We start from the raw sequence: 16,063 nt of genomic DNA on the forward strand, positions 1-16,063 counted from the left end.
TCACCCCCTTGGCTACCCGGGGCCCGGCGCGCCATCCGGCGCTCCGGGCCCCGTGGTTCGCGCCGCGCTCCGGTCAGCGGGCGCGGCCGCCGCCCGGCAGCAGCGCCAGTCCGGCGACGACGGCGCGGTGGTCCGTGCCCGGGAGGGTCCGCTCGTGGACGGAGGTCGCCGCGATGCCGGATCCGTGCAGGACGTGGTCGAGTGGGATCACCGGCGGGACGAGGGAGTGTCCGACCGGCCAGGTGCGGGCCCCTCCGCGGCCGAGTTCGGCGTGGGTGTCGGTGAGGCCGGCCGCCAGCAGCCTGCGCATCGGGGTGTGGTCGAGGGTGGCGTTGAAGTCGCCGAGGAAGACGGTGTCCGGGCCGGCGTTCCGGGCGAGGGCGGTGAGTGCCGTCATGTCCCGTGTCCAGCGGCGCGCGTCCCCGAGGGGGTAGTAGGTGTGCACGGCCACGAGCCGTACCGTGCGTCCGCCGATGGCGACTTCTGCGGTGGTCTGGGGCCAGGCGGTGTCCAGTCGCGTCGTGCCGGCGTGGGACAGCGGGCGCCGCGAGTAGATCGAGGAGTCGTACTCCGGGTGGAGTTCCCGGTACGGCATCAGCTCGTCCAGCCCCGCCCTGTCGAGCGCGTCCAGCCCGCCCGAGGGGGTCTGTTCCACCGCCAGCACATCGATCCGCTCGGTGCGGACCAGTTCCACCACGGCCCCCGGATCGACGCCCCCGCCCTCCGTGTTGAGGGTGGCGACCCGCAACTCGTGCACGTCCGCGGGGATTTCCCGGCCGTCCGGCACGAACCGCGGCAGCAGCAGCGCCACATGGGCGGCCACGAGAAGTGCGGCGAAGGCCACGGCCCATCGCGACCGCAGGGCGGGAACCGCGACCATCACGCTCAGGGTCAGCACGGCGAGGACGGCCGCATAGGGGAAGAGCACCATCGGTACGGCCAGCGGGGTTCCCGCGTCGAGACCCGTCAGCCGGACGACGAGCAGGGCGGCGGGCACGGCGAGTACGACGCCGCAGCCCACCAGGGCGCCCCTCCGCCCGCGGCGACCGCGTGTCCGCCGCCGGTCCGCGGCACGCTCGGCGCCGGCAACTGTGCCCGTCATCCGTCCCCACCCTGGAGTCCCGCCCGGCGAAGTCGGTGATCACCGGTTTCCGGTACGGGGACGTCGGCGGGGGCACGTACGGTTCCGGCCGACTTCACCAGTGCGCACGGGGCGCGTCCGGCGGACGGCAGTGTGGGCCCTCACCACAGCCGCGGTGAGGGCCCACACTCGCTCCCGGCGCGCCCCGCACGGGGCGCCGCCCGGGCTACAGCTCCTTGATGCGGATGTCGCGGTAGGAGATCACGTCCGTCGTGCTGTGCACCTGGAGGCCGATGTAGCCGGTGGCGTAGCGCCGGCCGTCGGTGCCCGGGTCCCCGGCGCGCGGCGGGGTGAAGACCTGCCCGCCCACGTTGTCGAAGTCATTGATCACGACACCGTTGCGCAGGATGGTGAAATGCTGCCCCTCCGCGCGGATCTCGTAGTCGTTCCAGGTGCCCTTCGGGGTCACCCCCGCAGCGCCCAGGCCCACCCGGTCGAAGCCGTAGACCGAGCCTGTCTTGTACATGTCGCCGTCCGGGCGGTCGAGGATCTGCAGCTCGTGCCCGTAGTTGATGGCGACCCACTCGGGGCGGGACTCCTCGGGGTGGTCGTGGACGTTCGGGAAGCGGATGAAGACCCCGCCGTTGGCGTTGCCCGTGCCCGGGGCGTCGTCGCGGAACCGGAGCTTCAGCGAGAAGTCGCCGTACTTGCGTTCCGGGAACCACAGCATGCCCATGCCCGGCACCGTCGTGCTGCTGGTGATGGCGCCCTCGCCGGAGAGCGTGAACCGGCCGCCGCCGACCTGCTCCCACTTGGCCAGGGACGCCTCCGTGCCATCGAACAGATCGCGGTAGCCCTCCGTCTGGCCGGGCTTGCCGATCTTCGACTGCTTGGCCGCCTTGGTGATCTTGTTGAACTCGCGCTGGTCGATGACGTTGTCCGCGAGCAGCTTGTCGAGGACGCCGTCGACGTGCTTGAGGAACAGCGCGTGCGAGGACCAGTCCTTCTCGTCCTCGATCAGCTCGTTGATCGTGCAGCGGCTGCGGGTGAGCCGGTTCGGCACGCCCGAGTCGACCGCGCCCACGATGACCGTCAGCCGCTCGTCGTACTCGGGGCAGTCGGGCGCCGGAACACCGCCGCCCTGCGCGATGGTGAAGGCCACCTGCCGGGCCGCGGAGGTGTTGCCCGCCATGTCCGTCGCCCGGTACGCCAGCGTGTGGTAGCCGATCCGGTCGACGATGACGGGAGTGGTGTACGCGAGGTACGGGCCGCCGTCCAGGGAGTACTCGGTACGGTCCACACCGGAGCCCTCGTCGGTCGCGGTGAGGGTGACCTTGGCGCTCGTGACGTACGCGCCGCCCGAGTTCTTGGTGCCGGTCACCGTCGCCGAGGTCTCCGGCGCGGTGGTGTCCTGCGTGGGCGGTGCCACGACGGTGAAGGCGACGGACTTCTCGGCCGCCGCGTTCCCCGCCTTGTCGGTCGCGCGGTAGCGGACGGTGTGGTCACCGAGCTGGTGCACCATCACCGGCGCGGTGTACGGCTGCCAGGCGCCGCTCGCCCCGATCGCGTACTCGATGGTGTTGACGCCCGAGCCGGTGTCCGAGGCGGTGACGGTGACCGTGGCCATCGTCAGGTAGTCGCCCGCCTCGTCCTTCTCGCCGCTCACCGTCGCCGAGGTCTCCGGCGGGGTCGTGTCGTCGGTCGGCGGCGCGACCACCTCGAAGGCGACGGTCTTCTCCGCCGCGGTGTTGCCCGCCTGGTCGGCGGCGCGATAGCGGATGGTGTGGGAGCCGACCCGGTCGACGACGACCGGGGTGGTGTAGGCCTGCCAGGGGCCGTCCGCGCCGACCGCGTACTCGACGGTCTTGACGCCGGAGCCGTCGTCGGCGGCCGTCACCGTGACCGTGGCGGAGCCGACGTAGGCGCCGTCGGCGTTCTTCTGACCCGTCACCTCGGCCGCCGTGGTGGGCGCGGTGGTGTCCTGGTTCCCGGGCTCGGTCACCGTCAGGATCCCCTGCATCTGGCCGTGGCCGGGGATGCTGCAGAAGAAGCGGTAGCGGCCCGGGGTGAGGGTCACGTCGACGCTGTGCCTGCCGCCGCTGTCGTCATTGGGGTTGGCCAGGATGTTGATCGGCACGTCGTGGTTGTACTCGGGGTCCGACACGTCGAAGGTCAGCGTGTGCGGCATGCCGATGTCATTGCCGGTCGCCGCGCTGTTCTCGAAGACGAGTGTCGCCGGGCCGGCCACCGCCGTCGTCGGGAAGCCGGTGTACCGGTCGGTGCGCGAGCTCGCCGTCCAGGTGAGCACCTGGGCCGCGGCCGCGGTGCCGTCGGCCGCACGGTCGTCGGAACGCCCGTACGCCGCCGTCGAGGTGAGCCCGAGCACCATCAGGAGCGCGCCCAGCAGGGCGGACCACAGGCGTGGGGGTCGCTGTCTCACTGTTCCGCCTTCCTGGCCAGATCCGTCGCGGCGGGAGTGGCCTCGCCGCCCTTGTACGTCACACGCCACAGCGAGGACTGGGAGTCGGAGGTGAAGAAGCCGCGCCCGTAGTCGAGGACGTAGAGCGAGCCGTCCGGCGCGAACTTCCAGTCCATGAGGTTGCGGATGCCGCCCTGGCCGACCGGGATGATCTTCTTCAGCGACTCGGCCGTGACGGGCAGTCCGCCCTTGCCGACGGTCTTGGGGTCGGTCAGCACCGCGTGGCGCGGGTTGTCCGCGTCGTAGAAGTCGCCGACGAACCACTTGCCGTCCCAGTACCGCGGCCACGCCTCGGCGCCGGCGGTCGCCGCGTCGTAGCGGTAGACCGGGCCGTCCATGGTCGCCTGGCCGCCGCCCTTGAGCCACGGCAGGAGGTATCGGGCCTCCTCGTTCTTGTAGCTGGGAATCCCGTTGGCATCCCGGGGGAAGTCGGGTGCGCCGCCCTGCGGGGAGTACCAGATGGTGTTGCCGGTGATGGGCGGGAGGTTCACCAGGCCGTCGTTGTTGGGCGACTCGTTCTTGGGGGCGTCGCAGTCGTACCAGCCCAGCGGCTTGCCCGGGTCCGGCAGGTTGCGGTCGCGGTAGGGCTGCTTGTTGCCCATGCAGAACGGCCAGCCGTGGTTGCCGGCCTTGGTGATCGCGGCGAACGTGTCGTACTTCGCCGGTCCCCAGGTCGTGCTCGGCGAGCCCGCGTCGGGTCCGACCCAGCCCGCGTAGAGGATGTCGGTCTTCTTGTCGACGGAGATGCGGGCCGGGTTGCGCACGCCCATGACGTAGATCTCGCCGCGGGTCTTGTCGCCGCCCTCGTCCTGCTCCTGGCCCGTGAAGAGGTTGCCCGCGGGCAGGGTGTACGTGCCGTCGGGTTCCGGGTGGATGCGCAGGATCTTGCCGTTGAGGTTGTTGGTGTTGCCGGCCGTACGGCGGGCGTCCGCGAAGGACAGGCCCTTGAAGGCGGGCTCCGGGTTGTTGCCCGAGTAACCGCCGCTGAAGCCGGACGAGTTGTTGTCACCGGTGGCGATGTAGAGATTGCCCTTGGAGTCCCAGGCCATCCCGCCGCCGGCGTGGCAGCAGCTGTGCACCTGGACGGGCCAGGTGAGCAGGACCTTCTCGGAGGCCGGGTCCAGCGTGTTCGAGGCGAGGTCCAGCGTGAAGCGGGAGACGCGCCGCTGCGCGACGTGCTTGTCGCGGTCGAGGCCGGAGTGCGGGGTGTAGTGGAGGTACACCCAGCCGTTGGTCTCGAAGGCGGGGTCCAGTTCGATGCCGAGCAGCCCCTCCTCGACCTTGGTGAGTTCGTCGCCGCCGCCCTTGTTGCCGAAGACGGTCAGCGCGCCCGCGAGCGTCACCTTCTTGGTCGCCGGATCGTAGACGTGGATCTGGCCGAGGCCCTTGCCCATGTCGGGGCTGTTCCAGTCGGTCACGACGGGCGCGCCGTTCGCGCCGCCGCCCCGGCCGATGTACAGCACGCGCCCGTCGGGGGCCACGACCAGGCCGTGCGGCTCGCCGATCTGGTCCTGCTGCCCGGGCTGGTTGGGCTGGGTGACCTTCACCGCGCTGTAGTTGGCGTCGATGGTCGCCTTGCAGTCGGCGCGCGAGAGCCGGGTCGTCCACTGGAGGGCGCCGCGCAGATGGTCGCGGAAGTCGGTCTCGGCGAACGACTCCGCGGTACCGCCCATCCCGGTGTAGAAGGACCGGCCGCCGTCGTAGTCACGGCACCAGGAGACGGGGTGGTCGGCGCCGTTGGCGCCGGCCCCCGGTTGGTAGCTGCTCTCCCGGACCCTGGCGACGGTGTGCACCTTGCCGGTCGGGTTGCTCGACCAGTTGAGCCACTTGTCGGGGCGCTTCCACTCCACCGGCAGATTCCGGGTGGCCGGATTGACCCGGTCGGGGACCTCGACGGTGGCGCGCTGCACCCCGGCCGGGCTGGTCGCCGCGGGCCGCGCGCCGATCAGGCCGGTGAACCAGTCGGAGTACGGTTCGGTCCTGGCCGCGTCGTGGATGCCGAGGAAGCCGCCGCCGGCCTCCAGATACGACTCGAGGCCGGCCTCCTGCTCGGGGTCGAGCACGTCGCCGCCGCCGGTCAGGAAGACGACGGCGTTGAAGGTGCCCAGCCGCTTCGCGTTGGTGAAGACCCCGGCGTCGTCCGTCGCCACGGTCTTGAACCGCTGCGCGGCGGGACCGGACAGGCCGATCGCCTCGATCGCCTCGATACCGGCGTCGACGGTCGGCGACTCCTCGGTCGCGGATGCGTGGAACACCAGGACCTTGACGTTCTTGCCGCCCGGTGGGGACGGTAAGGATAACGTTGTCGGCGCCGTCGACTCCGGCTCCGGATACGGTCTGGCCGAGGCGGCGTTCCCGCCCAGCAGGGATGCCGCCATGGTCCCGGCCACCAGGACCGCGGCCGCGCCTCTCCGGGATCTCGACCGGTGATGTGGTGCGCTCTGCATGGTTCACCCACCCTCGTAGGTCACAGCAACAGCGCCTGAAGCTAGACGGCTTTTGACGGTCCGCCAATAGCTATGGACGGAATCTCACCAACTTTGTCCCGAGTGTGGATAAACAGGGGGTGCTGGTCTACCGTGTGGCCGTCCCCGGGGACTCTCGCGCCCCACCGTCTCCTCACGGCACTGGAGAGACCGGTATGGCATTGGACAGAAGGAGCTTCAACCGGCGGCTGCTGGCGGGTGGCGTGGTAGCCGCCGCCGGGACGACATCGTTGTCGATGGCGTCCGCCCCCGCGGCCTCGTCCGCGGAGCCCTCGCCGCCCACCGCACCCGCCGGCGGCCAGGTCCGCCACCTCAAGCTCTACGCCGAGACCCTGCCGAACGGTCGGATGGGGTACGGCCTGGAGAAGGGCAAGGCCACCGTGCCGGGCCCGCTGATCGAACTGATCGAAGGCGACACGCTGCACATCGAGTTCGAGAACACCGCGGACGTGGACGCCAGCCTCCATGTCCACGGCGTGGACTACGACATCGCCAGCGACGGCACCCGGATGAGCCGCAGCCATGTGGAGCCGGGCGGCACACGGACGTACACCTGGCGCACCCACGCCCCCGGCCGGCGCAAGGACGGCACCTGGCGGGCGGGGAGCGCGGGGTACTGGCACTACCACGACCACGTCGTCGGCACGGACCACGGGACGGGCGGCATCCGCAAGGGCCTCTACGGGCCGGTCGTCGTGCGCAGGAAGGGCGACATCCTGCCGGACAAGCAGTTCACCATCGTCTTCAACGACATGACGATCAACAACAGACCCTCCGCCGACACCCCGAACTTCGAGGCGACGGTGGGCGACCGGGTCGAGATCATCATGATCACGCACGGCGAGTACTACCACACCTTCCACATGCACGGTCATCGCTGGGCCGACAACCGGACGGGCCTGCTGACCGGGCCCGACGACCCCAGCCGGGTGATCGACAACAAGATCACCGGACCGGCGGACTCCTTCGGCTTCCAGATCATCGCGGGCGAACACGTGGGCGCGGGCGCGTGGATGTACCACTGCCACGTCCAGAGCCATTCCGACATGGGAATGGCCGGTCTGTTCCTGGTGGCCAAGCCGGACGGCACGATCCCGGGCCACGAGCCGCACCACCCGGACCACCCGGCGGGCGCGGCGAAGCCCGCCGAGGGCAAGAAGGGCGCGAAGAGCGCGGAGAGCGGCTCCGCGGGGGAGCACGCCCATCACGGAGGCTGACGCCCGACTCGCGGGGGGCGCGGGGCGGGGCCGCCCGCGGGACGGCCTGCCGCGGCCACCCGCGAGCCGACGGGATGCCACGGCCGGCCGGCGTGTTCGCCGGGCACGCCGGCCGACGGCACGCGCACCGCAGGGGTGGTGGCGCGGCCGCTCCCGGGGCTCCGCGGCGGCGGGGCCCCGGGAGTGCCGGTGCGGCCCCCGGGGCGTCACCGGTGGAGGGCGTCGACGATCCCCGCGTACATCTCGGCCATCCGCGAGCGCCGCGTCTTGATCGTCGGCGTCAACTCGTCGCTGTCGGCGACCCGGTCGGCGTCCAGCACCCGCCGGCACCGGACCTGCTCCACCCGGGACGGCCGCTCGTCGGCCGTGGCCACCTCCGCTGCGACGGCCCGCACCAGGTCCTCGTGGCCGACGACCGCCCGGTGGGCGCCGTACTGAGCCGGCACCGCCGCCGGGGGACCGGTCCCCGGTCCACGCCCGCCGGGGGACGCCGGACCTGAGTCCCGGAGTCCTCGTCCGGCACCTTATATGCTTGACTGGTCAAGTATCGAGTTCCGGACGGAGCGCCACGCGGCGTCGCGGCGTCGTACAACGCACTGGAGGCAAGATGAGTTTTCTGCTGAACGACGTAGCCCCCGACGATCCGGCCTGGAACAAGCGCGGCGCGCTCTTCGTGCCGTCCGGCCAGGGCCCGACCGTCTGGGCCGCCGACGACGTCTACACGGTCAAGGCCACGGGCGCCCAGACCAACGGGAGCCTGGGATTCGTCGAGGCCACCGTTCCGGCCGGGGGTGGCCCGATCCCGCATGCGCACACGGAGGAGGACGAGACCTTCTACGTCCTCGACGGTGAACTGGAGTTCATCGACGGCGACCACGAGTTCACCGCCGTGGCGGGAGACTTCATCCATGTCCCCAAGGGGATCCGGCACGGCTTCAGGAACAGGCGCATTCACGCCGCGAGGCTGCTGTTCATCTACACGCCGCCCGGCCTGGAGCAGCTCATGCTGGACCACAGCACGCCCGCCCGCCCCGGTGAGACGCCGCCGCCGATCAGCGACGACATGAAGGCCCGCGCCGAGCAGGTGATCCGGCGGTCCAAAACGATCATGCTTCCCTGAGCGCCGTCCCGCGAAGCGGCCCGGGGCGCCGGCCCCGGCCGCGGTGTCAGCAGCGGATTCGCAGATGTACGACCAGGACGTCCGGCGGCAGGTCGTCGAGGTAGGCGTTGGCGAAGGACAGGTAGTCGTTGCCATAACCGGGCCGAGAGGGATCCGATCCGTCCGTCCAGATGCCGTCCAGGGTGAGCAGGTGCTCCGTGGGTACGGCCCACTTGGCTTCCAACCGGTAGTAGGCGGGCAGGTCGTGCTCGAGTGAGGCGGCGGCGAAGTCGTCGCGCTCGCGCCAGGCGCGCTCGGCCCTCGCTGCGGCGTCGACACGCATGGAGGTGAAGTCGAGCAGGCCGCGGGGGCCGCCGTCGCACAGGGAGGGCTGCCGGCGGCGTGTCTCACCACGGGGGCCGACGGGTTCCCTGATCAGCCGAGGATCGCCCTCGTGCCCGGCGAGCACGGTGAACTCCGCGCCCGGTCCGCCCAGACACCATGTGTCCCACTCGCCCTGGTAGGGCTCCGTGTTGGAGTTCCTGTCGTAGGGCGCCACGGCGGCCGCCACCGCGGCGCGCACGTCCGAACCGGCCGACGCCGGCAGGCAGACGGTGACACGTTCACCCGACAAGGACTCTCCCGGCTGCTGTTGGCGTGCGGACATACTGCCATGGGCCGATGCCGTGATCCTGCCCCCCGCGGGCCCGCGGTCGCGGCGCCGTGCACGCCCCCCATGGAACCCGCGTCGGACGGAGGCGCCGACGTACGGCCACGGACCGCAAGGGCGGAACCGCCCTTGCGGTCCGTGGCCGTATGCGGGCGTCAGCCCGCGGTCTTCTCGCTCTCGGCGGCCGCGCCACTCTGCCGCTGTCGGGCGTTCATCCGCGCGGTGTGGCGCATGTCGTGGCGTTCGGCGGGCGGCTGCTCGCCGCGTATCTCGGCCAGGAGGGCCGTGATGGCGGACATGATGTCCTCGCCGGCTTCCTTGAGCACGGTGGGCGTGAGCTCCTTGCCGAGGTGCCGGCTGAGGTCGACGGGCGGCCCGGCCACCACCTGTACCCGCTGGCGGGGGGCCAGCCAGATGCGGCGGTCGCCGCGGCCCCCGCGCGCGTAGGGCGGCACGACGCGATGCGCGCCCCACTGGGCGACCGGGATGACGGGTGCGCCGGTCGTCAGGGCGATTCGGGCCGCACCGGTCTTGGCGGTCATCGGCCACAGGTGCGGATCGCGGGTCACGGTGCCCTCGGGATAGATCGCGACGCACTCTCCCCTGCCGACCGCCTCCACGGCGTGGCGGAGCGCGTGTGCGGCATCCGCGGTTCCGCGGTGGACGGGGATCTGGCCGGTCTTGCGCAACATCATGCCGACGAAGGGGATGCCGAAGAGCGAGGCCTTGGCGAGCAGCCGGGGCGGCCGGCCGCTGCTGTACTGGAAGTGCCCGTAAGTGAGCGGGTCGAAGGGGGAGATGTGGTTGACGGCGGTGATGAAGCCGCCCTCGCGGGGTATGTGTTCGTGCCCGCGCCACTCGCGTCTGACCAGTATGAACAGCACCGGTCTCACGATGGCCGCGGCCAGTCGGTACCAGAAGCCGTAGCGGATGTTCGAGCTGCCGGGCACCCCGGGTCCTCCTCTGCGTGCGCGGCGCGATCCGGCCGCTGGTTCTGTGTCGTTCCGCCGTTTCACCGTTCCCCGTTCCCGGCGGGCCGGTCGGGCCGGCCGGGTGGTGTCCGCGATCCCTCGGCCCTCCGTCAGGGGACGGCTACGGCCGGGGGCGGGTCCACGCGTGAGTGATCGCACGGTGCGGAACTCGCCGGGTCGGCCACGGCGGGGGAGTGGGGACACCCACGGGCGAGCGTAAGGCTCGCTGCGGCCCGAACCGGGCCTTGCGGAAGGTGTCCATGGACGCTCTCATGTGCGGTGGAACGGGCTCGTGTCCACCGCGACGCGCATCGCGACGGCCGACGATTTGTTTGACTCTGCAACATTCTAGGTCGCCTGCGGTTTGCCGATCAACTTCTTTTGCCGCCCACGGCCGCCCCAGGCCACCCCCGGCCGCCCACGCTTCCGGCCACCCCGGGCCGCCGACGCACCCGGCCGGGTGCGGCCCGTACGGCAATCGCCGCTCGCCTCGGCCCCGTTGGCGGATGTCAAGATCTGTTCGAAATCTTAAGGATGTGATCGTATTCCGCCAAGAAATCGCAAGGAGGAACAGTGTTCTTCTCCACGGCCCGAACATCGGGCTTGGTGGCTCTTGGCGCCGCGACAGCCGTGCTCGCCACCGTCCTGACCCCCGCACCGGCGGGCGCGACCGCGTCCACCGCCCGGCCGGAGGGGCCAACGGCCGCTTCCGCCGCGGGTGCCCCGAAGACCGTGACGCTCATCACCGGGGACAAGGTCACCGTCACCCCGGGCTCCGGCGACGGACGCGACACCCTGAGCGTCGAGCGCCGTGCCGGGGCCACGGGGTCGGTGCGCATCGTTACCGAGGGGCGCGACACCTATGTCTACCCGGACGACGCGCTCGCCTACGTCACCGCGGACCGCCTCGACAAACGCCTGTTCAACGTCACCGGGCTCCTCGCGCAGGGCTACGACGACGCGCACGCCCCGCGGCTGCCCCTGATCCTCACGAGCGGGAACCCTGCTGCTCTGCGCCGGACGGGTACGGCGCTGCCGGGCGTGGGAACCCGCCGGGAACTGCCGTCGGTCGGCGGCCAGGCGGTCACGGCCGACCGCACGGCGGCGGCCGACGCCTGGACCACCCTCACGGACGGCGACTCCTCGGGCCGGCGCACGGCCGGCTCCCGCGAGACCGGCGCGGCCCCGTCCTTCGCGGGCGGCATCGACAAGATCTGGCTGGACGGCAAGACGAAGGCGACGCTCGCCGACACCACGGCCCAGATAGGCGCGCCCGAGGTCTGGGAGTCGGGAGGCACCGGCTCCGGCGTCAAGGTCGCCGTGCTGGACACCGGTGCCGACACCGGGCACCCGGACCTGAAGGACCGGATCGTCGGTACGCGCAGCTTCGTCCCCGACCAGGACGTCCCCGACGGCAGCGGCCATGGGACCCACGTCGCCTCCACCGTCGCCGGGACGGGCGCGGCATCGGACGGCAAGGAGAGGGGCGTGGCCCCCGGCGCCGATCTGTTGGTCGGCAAGGTCCTCGGCAACCGCGGTGAGGGGCAGGAGTCCTGGGTCATCGGCGGCATGGAGTGGGCCGCCCGCACCGAGCACGCGAAGGTCGTCAACATGAGCCTCGGCAACGCCGAGCCGAGTGACGGAAACGACCTGATGAGCCAGAGCCTCAACGCTCTGAGCGCCGAAACGGGCACGCTGTTCGTCGTCGCCGCCGGCAACTCCGGCCGTGGCGCCACCCCGTACACCATCGGATCCCCGGCAGCCGCCGACGCCGCACTGACGGTGGGAGCGGTCGGCTCCTCCGACGAACTGGCGAACTTCTCCAGCGTCGGGCCGCGCATCGGTGACGAGGCGATCAAGCCCGACGTGACCGCGCCCGGCGTGGACGTGCTGGCGGCACGCTCGCAGTACGCGGGCGGCGGAGAGGGCTACTACACCACGATGAGCGGGACGTCGATGGCGTCCCCGCACGTCGCCGGCGCCGCGGTCCTGCTGGCCCAGCGGCATCCCGACTGGTCGGCCGCCCGGTTGAAGGACGCGCTGATGAGCACCAGCAAGCCGACCCCCTACCTCACCGCCTACCAGGGGGGATCGGGGCGTGTCGACGCGGCGGCCGCCGTCCGCGCCGAGGTCACGGCGACCGGCTCGGTCTTCCGCTTCCTGCGCTGGCCCAACGGGAGCGCCGATCCCGTCCGCCAGAAGATCACGTACACCAACTCCGGGGACGAGCCCGTGGCCCTGCGGCTCGCGGTGGAGCCGGGCACGTCCGGCGACGACGCGTTCGCCCTGTCCGCCGACCAGGTCACCGTGCCCGCCCACGGCAGCGCCGGCGTGGAGGTCGGCACCGATCCGGCTGGCCTCGCGCGCGGGAACCACACCGCCAGGATCGTCGCACGCGACGACACCGGGGCCACGGTCGCCCACACGGTCGCCGGCGTCGGCGTCGAACCGGAGCGGTACGACCTCGGCATCACCATGAAGGACCGTACGGGCAAGCCGATGAGCGGCTGGATCCACCTGAAGGGCACCCTCAGCAGGTCCACCACCGCCTATGAGATCCCCGAGAGCGGAGAGCTGACCCTCCGCCTGCCCGCCGACACCTACGCCGTGGTGTCGTACGCGGACGTCCAGGGCACCCACGGCCCCAGCTCCCGGGGCATCGCCCTGCTGGGCGACCCCGAGGTGGAGCTGACCGCCGACCGGCGGATCGCGCTGGACGCCTCGAAGGCCCACCAGGTGCGGGCCGTCACGCCGAAGCCCAGCACCCTGGTCAACACCCGGCTCGACTACTTCCGTTCCTTCACCTCCACCGACCCCAGCCCCGGCGACTACAACGCGCTCAGGGAGAACGTCATCGTCGGGCGGGGTTACGACAGCATCTGGGCCCAGCCGACCGGCGCCAAGGTGCGGCAGGGCAGCTTCGTCTTCGCCACGCGCCTGCGGGCCCAGGAGACCCCGCTCGACCTGTCCTACGACGGCAAGCGGATCGACGACGCGCTCGCCCAGGACGGAAGCGCCGCGCTCCCCGACGGCACGTCGACGCACGACGCGGTCTTCGCCGGCGACGGTTCGCCCGAGGAGCTCGCCAAGGCGCGGGTCCGGGGCAGGGTCGCCGTGGTGCGCCACAACGCCGAAGTACCGCCCTCGGCCCAGGCGTCGGCGGCGAAGGCGGCGGGCGCGCGGCTGCTGCTCGTGGTCAACGACCAAGTGGGCCGCCTGTCCACCTGGTACGGCGAGCCGGACTACTCCGGTACCGCGGACGTTCCCGTCGTGTCGGTGAACAGGGACGAGGGCGAGGCGATCATCGAGAGGATCGCCTCGGCGCACCAGCACCGGATCCGGCTCCGGGTGGAGGCGCACCCGTCTCCCGCGTACCTGTACGACCTGGTCAAGTACCACAACGGCGCCATACCCGAGGACGTGGCCTACCGGGCGGACCCCGACCGGCTGGCGCGCGTCGACCTCACCTTCGCCCAGCCGCAGGGCAAGCAGGCCCTCGAACGCAGGACGGACTTCCCGCCGTACGAGTGGGCCACGGGGTACTCCTTCGGACTGGAGCCCATGGCCGCCGGACGGCGCACCGACTGGGTCTCCGCGGGCGACGACGTCACCTGGCAGCAGACCACCTCGGTCAGCGGCTGGGTGGGCGCCGTCAACAGCCCGGCCTCCTACCGGCCGGGCAGCGTCCAGCAGGAGCGATGGCTCGGCCCCGTCCTGCGGCCGCGCATGTCCGACACCGACTCCCAGCTGCGCGACGAGACCTCGCTCTCGCTGTACGTCCCGGGCTGGAGCGACTCGGGTGCCGCGCACAGCGGCGCCGCGCAGTCCGAGACGATGACCACCCGGAGCTCGCTGCTCCAGGGCGGCACCACGCTGATCACGACCGACAGCCCCTATGTGAACGCCTTCGACCTGCCGGAGGAGTCGCTGCCGTACCGGCTGGTCGTCGACACGGCCGGTGATCCGGGACTGAGCCCGTACTCGTCGAAGACCCGCACCGAGTGGGACTTCGTGTCGGGCAAGGCGCAGTCCGGGACCGTCCCGCTGGTCCAGCTGGACTACGGCACCGAACTCGACGCCGCGGGCAGGGCGCGCCGTACGTCGGAGGTGTCCATCACACCGTCGGTGCTCGGCACCGACGCGAAGGGCGCGGTGTCCTCGGTCCGGCTCGAGGTCTCCTACGACGACGGAGCGACCTGGCACCGGCAGGACCTGAAGGAGCGTCAGGGCGTCTGGCGGACTTCGCTGCACGCTCCTTCCTCGGCCGCGTTCGTGTCGCTGCGGGCCGTCGCCACCGCACGCACGGGGGGATCGGTCTCGCAGACCGTCGTCCGGGCCTTCGGCCTGAAGTGACGGCGGAACCGGGTTGATGCCCCCGGGAGGCCGGTACCGCGATGTCCGCGGTACCGGCCTCCCGGGCGGGGGGCCCGCGGCCGGCGGCCGTTCGCGGATATCCCATTTACTTGTTGCGTCTATATTGTGTGCCTGATCAACCCGTCAACAAGCCGCCGGACCATCCCCGCTTTCGCGAGGGAGCGACGGCTGACGTCGGTCATGCCGAGCGTCGCCGTGTCCGCCCGGGAAAACCAGGTGCACCCGGCCGCGATCCTCTCCTACCGTTTCGGGCATGCGCGTCGTCTTCACCAAGGGCCCGGGTACGAGCTACGACATCGCCGTGCACCGGGATACCGGTGCCGAACTCGCCCCGCGCAACGGGCCCGGAGGGCATCCCTACCTGCCGCACGACCTGGTGCACTTCCTGGTCGAGGTGGAGGCGGGCATCCGGCTCGGGGTCTACGGGCGGCTGGCCGCGGGCGACAACGGCCTGTTCTGGCCCGCCGACCCCGCCGAACGCGCCAAGGCGGCGCGGCGCCGCAAATCGAAGCCGGTGAAGTCGTCCCCCCAGGCGCAGGCGGACATGGCCCGGTCGGAGCAACTGGCCGGCATCGCCGTACCGGTGTGGGAGGTGCGGCACGGGCACGCGCGGGAACTGCCCGCGTATGTCACCGCGGACGGGATCCCCGAGGTGGTCGGCCGGATCGTCTCGCGGTTCGACGACTACGCGGACCGCTGGCACACGCTGCCGGTCGGGGCCTCGCTGACCCTGACCTGGTGAGGCCGGCCCGGTCCGCCCGGCGCCCGTGCGCCGGACGAGTGGGCCGGCCAGAGGTCACCGATCTCTCCCGGGACGCCCGGGCCTTCATGCCGGGGAGGAATGGGTCCTCGGGCAGGAGCTGCCCTTCGCGGTCACGCTGCTGTGCCCGCCGGATCGGATCACCGGCCCGCCCGAGGCGGGTCCGACCCGTGAAGCCGCAAGACAGTGTGAATGAACAGTGGCAGGTCGGTGAGGATGATGCCTGTCCACCGCCCACGCCGAACCGTGCCCTTCGTCACGATGGCACCGTGCCGGCAAGCCCCGACGCGGAGGACGTGGGTCCGGTCGGTCATGCCATATCCCTTGAAAAGCACACGTATTGAGGCCGGGGTCGGCCTCCGCGAGGGGGTGGGGCGGGGTGGAGTCCGCCGTGTCGCGGCGACCGCCGATCGTGACACACGGTGTGACAGTATTACTATGCATCCAGTGTCGTCCTCATGCCGATGCCGCCTCATCGCCCGTCCCGCGTGGCCGCGGGACTCGGCGTGACGGTCACTCTGTTCTCCTCGCGGTGACGGTCGTCGGCGGTTCCACCGGACCTGGGCGGCGCCAAACCGATGTCACACCAGAAAGACCAGGATGCGTATCAAGAACGCGAGCATCGTGCTCGCAGGCTCCGCCGTGCTGGCCACATTGGCCGCCTCCCCGGCCGGTGCCGCCACCTCCTCCCTGCCCAACCCTTCTGTCACGGGCATCCTCAACGTGCAGAAGCAGGCCATGGCGAACGGCGCCCCGGGTGCCCTGACCCGGATCGACTCGGGCAGCTCGAGCTACCGCATCGCGTCCGGCCAGGCGGACACCGCCGCCCGCACGGCGATGGACGCCGACCGCCGGTTCCGGGTCGGCAGCGTCAGCAAGAGCTTCACCACGGTGGTGCTCATGCAGCTGGTCGCCGAGGGGCGGAT

At 71.5% G+C, this 16,063-nt stretch carries 11 protein-coding genes; 5 read left to right on the plus strand and 6 right to left on the minus strand.

Going from position 1 to position 16,063, the window contains the following annotated elements; genetic code table 11:
- Nucleotides 1–73: 73 nt before the first annotated feature.
- The 3 genes from AB0F62_RS33660 to AB0F62_RS33670 all read right to left on the minus strand — a co-directional run bounded on the left by AB0F62_RS33660 (nt 74) and on the right by AB0F62_RS33670 (nt 6,007).
- On the minus strand, nt 74–1,102 hold the full coding sequence (locus tag AB0F62_RS33660) for an endonuclease/exonuclease/phosphatase family protein (protein ID WP_361808214.1): 1,029 nt from the start codon (nt 1,100–1,102) through the stop codon (nt 74–76).
- Between the two features lie 205 nt (nt 1,103–1,307).
- The gene (locus tag AB0F62_RS33665; protein WP_361808241.1) at nt 1,308–3,470 is read right to left on the minus strand and encodes a family 16 glycoside hydrolase; all 2,163 of its coding nucleotides are present in this window, start codon (nt 3,468–3,470) and stop codon (nt 1,308–1,310) included.
- A 47-nt stretch (nt 3,471–3,517) separates the two neighbouring features.
- Nucleotides 3,518–6,007 (minus strand): ThuA domain-containing protein, encoded by a 2,490-nt coding sequence (locus AB0F62_RS33670; protein ID WP_361808217.1) that lies wholly within the window; start codon nt 6,005–6,007, stop codon nt 3,518–3,520.
- Between the two features lie 200 nt (nt 6,008–6,207).
- Between AB0F62_RS33670 and AB0F62_RS33675 the strand changes: the two genes are divergently transcribed.
- The gene (locus tag AB0F62_RS33675) at nt 6,208–7,263 is read left to right on the plus strand and encodes a multicopper oxidase domain-containing protein (protein ID WP_361808244.1); all 1,056 of its coding nucleotides are present in this window, start codon (nt 6,208–6,210) and stop codon (nt 7,261–7,263) included.
- A 206-nt stretch (nt 7,264–7,469) separates the two neighbouring features.
- Here the strand turns inward: AB0F62_RS33675 and AB0F62_RS33680 are convergent, their stop codons facing one another.
- Complete coding sequence (locus AB0F62_RS33680; RefSeq protein WP_361808220.1) at nt 7,470–7,709, minus strand: hypothetical protein; 240 nt, start codon at nt 7,707–7,709, stop codon at nt 7,470–7,472.
- 161 nt (nt 7,710–7,870) lie between these two features.
- Here AB0F62_RS33680 and AB0F62_RS33685 point away from each other — a divergent pair, with 161 nt between their 5' ends.
- Nucleotides 7,871–8,383 carry a quercetin 2,3-dioxygenase gene (locus AB0F62_RS33685; RefSeq protein ID WP_361808223.1) on the plus strand — a complete coding sequence of 171 codons (513 nt, stop codon included), beginning with the start codon at nt 7,871–7,873 and terminating at the stop codon, nt 8,381–8,383.
- 46 nt (nt 8,384–8,429) lie between these two features.
- Here AB0F62_RS33685 and AB0F62_RS33690 read toward each other — a convergent pair whose 3' ends face one another.
- Nucleotides 8,430–8,996 carry a hypothetical protein gene (locus AB0F62_RS33690; protein WP_361808226.1) on the minus strand — a complete coding sequence of 189 codons (567 nt, stop codon included), beginning with the start codon at nt 8,994–8,996 and terminating at the stop codon, nt 8,430–8,432.
- Nucleotides 8,997–9,187: 191 nt separating this feature from the next.
- On the minus strand, nt 9,188–9,982 hold the full coding sequence (locus AB0F62_RS33695; protein ID WP_361808229.1) for a lysophospholipid acyltransferase family protein: 795 nt from the start codon (nt 9,980–9,982) through the stop codon (nt 9,188–9,190).
- Nucleotides 9,983–10,609: 627 nt separating this feature from the next.
- Between AB0F62_RS33695 and AB0F62_RS33700 the strand changes: the two genes are divergently transcribed.
- The 3 genes from AB0F62_RS33700 to AB0F62_RS33710 form a co-directional block, all read left to right on the plus strand.
- Nucleotides 10,610–14,356 carry a S8 family serine peptidase gene (locus AB0F62_RS33700; RefSeq protein WP_361808232.1) on the plus strand — a complete coding sequence of 1,249 codons (3,747 nt, stop codon included), beginning with the start codon at nt 10,610–10,612 and terminating at the stop codon, nt 14,354–14,356.
- A gap of 274 nt (nt 14,357–14,630) precedes the next feature.
- A complete protein-coding gene (locus AB0F62_RS33705) occupies nt 14,631–15,119 on the plus strand; it encodes a hypothetical protein (protein ID WP_361808235.1) in 489 nt (162 codons plus the stop codon).
- A gap of 618 nt (nt 15,120–15,737) precedes the next feature.
- Nucleotides 15,738–16,063, plus strand: a 326-nt coding sequence (locus tag AB0F62_RS33710) for a serine hydrolase (RefSeq protein ID WP_361808238.1), incomplete at its 3' end; no start/stop codon positions are given.

Source organism: Streptomyces sp. NPDC026673 (assembly GCF_040638135.1).
Taxonomy (GTDB): Bacteria; Actinomycetota; Actinomycetes; order Streptomycetales; family Streptomycetaceae; genus Actinacidiphila.

What these genes read in the sequence shown, in the direction of transcription:
- AB0F62_RS33665 (WP_361808241.1), bottom strand. Translation starts at nt 3,470, where the DNA reads ATGGTGCTCGGGCTCACCTCGACGGCGGCGTACGGGCGTTCCGACGAC.
- AB0F62_RS33685 (WP_361808223.1), top strand. Translation starts at nt 7,871, where the DNA reads ATGAGTTTTCTGCTGAACGACGTAGCCCCCGACGATCCGGCCTGGAAC.
- AB0F62_RS33705 (WP_361808235.1), top strand. Translation starts at nt 14,631, where the DNA reads ATGCGCGTCGTCTTCACCAAGGGCCCGGGTACGAGCTACGACATCGCC.
- AB0F62_RS33660 (WP_361808214.1), bottom strand. Translation starts at nt 1,102, where the DNA reads ATGACGGGCACAGTTGCCGGCGCCGAGCGTGCCGCGGACCGGCGGCGG.
- AB0F62_RS33670 (WP_361808217.1), bottom strand. Translation starts at nt 6,007, where the DNA reads ATGCAGAGCGCACCACATCACCGGTCGAGATCCCGGAGAGGCGCGGCC.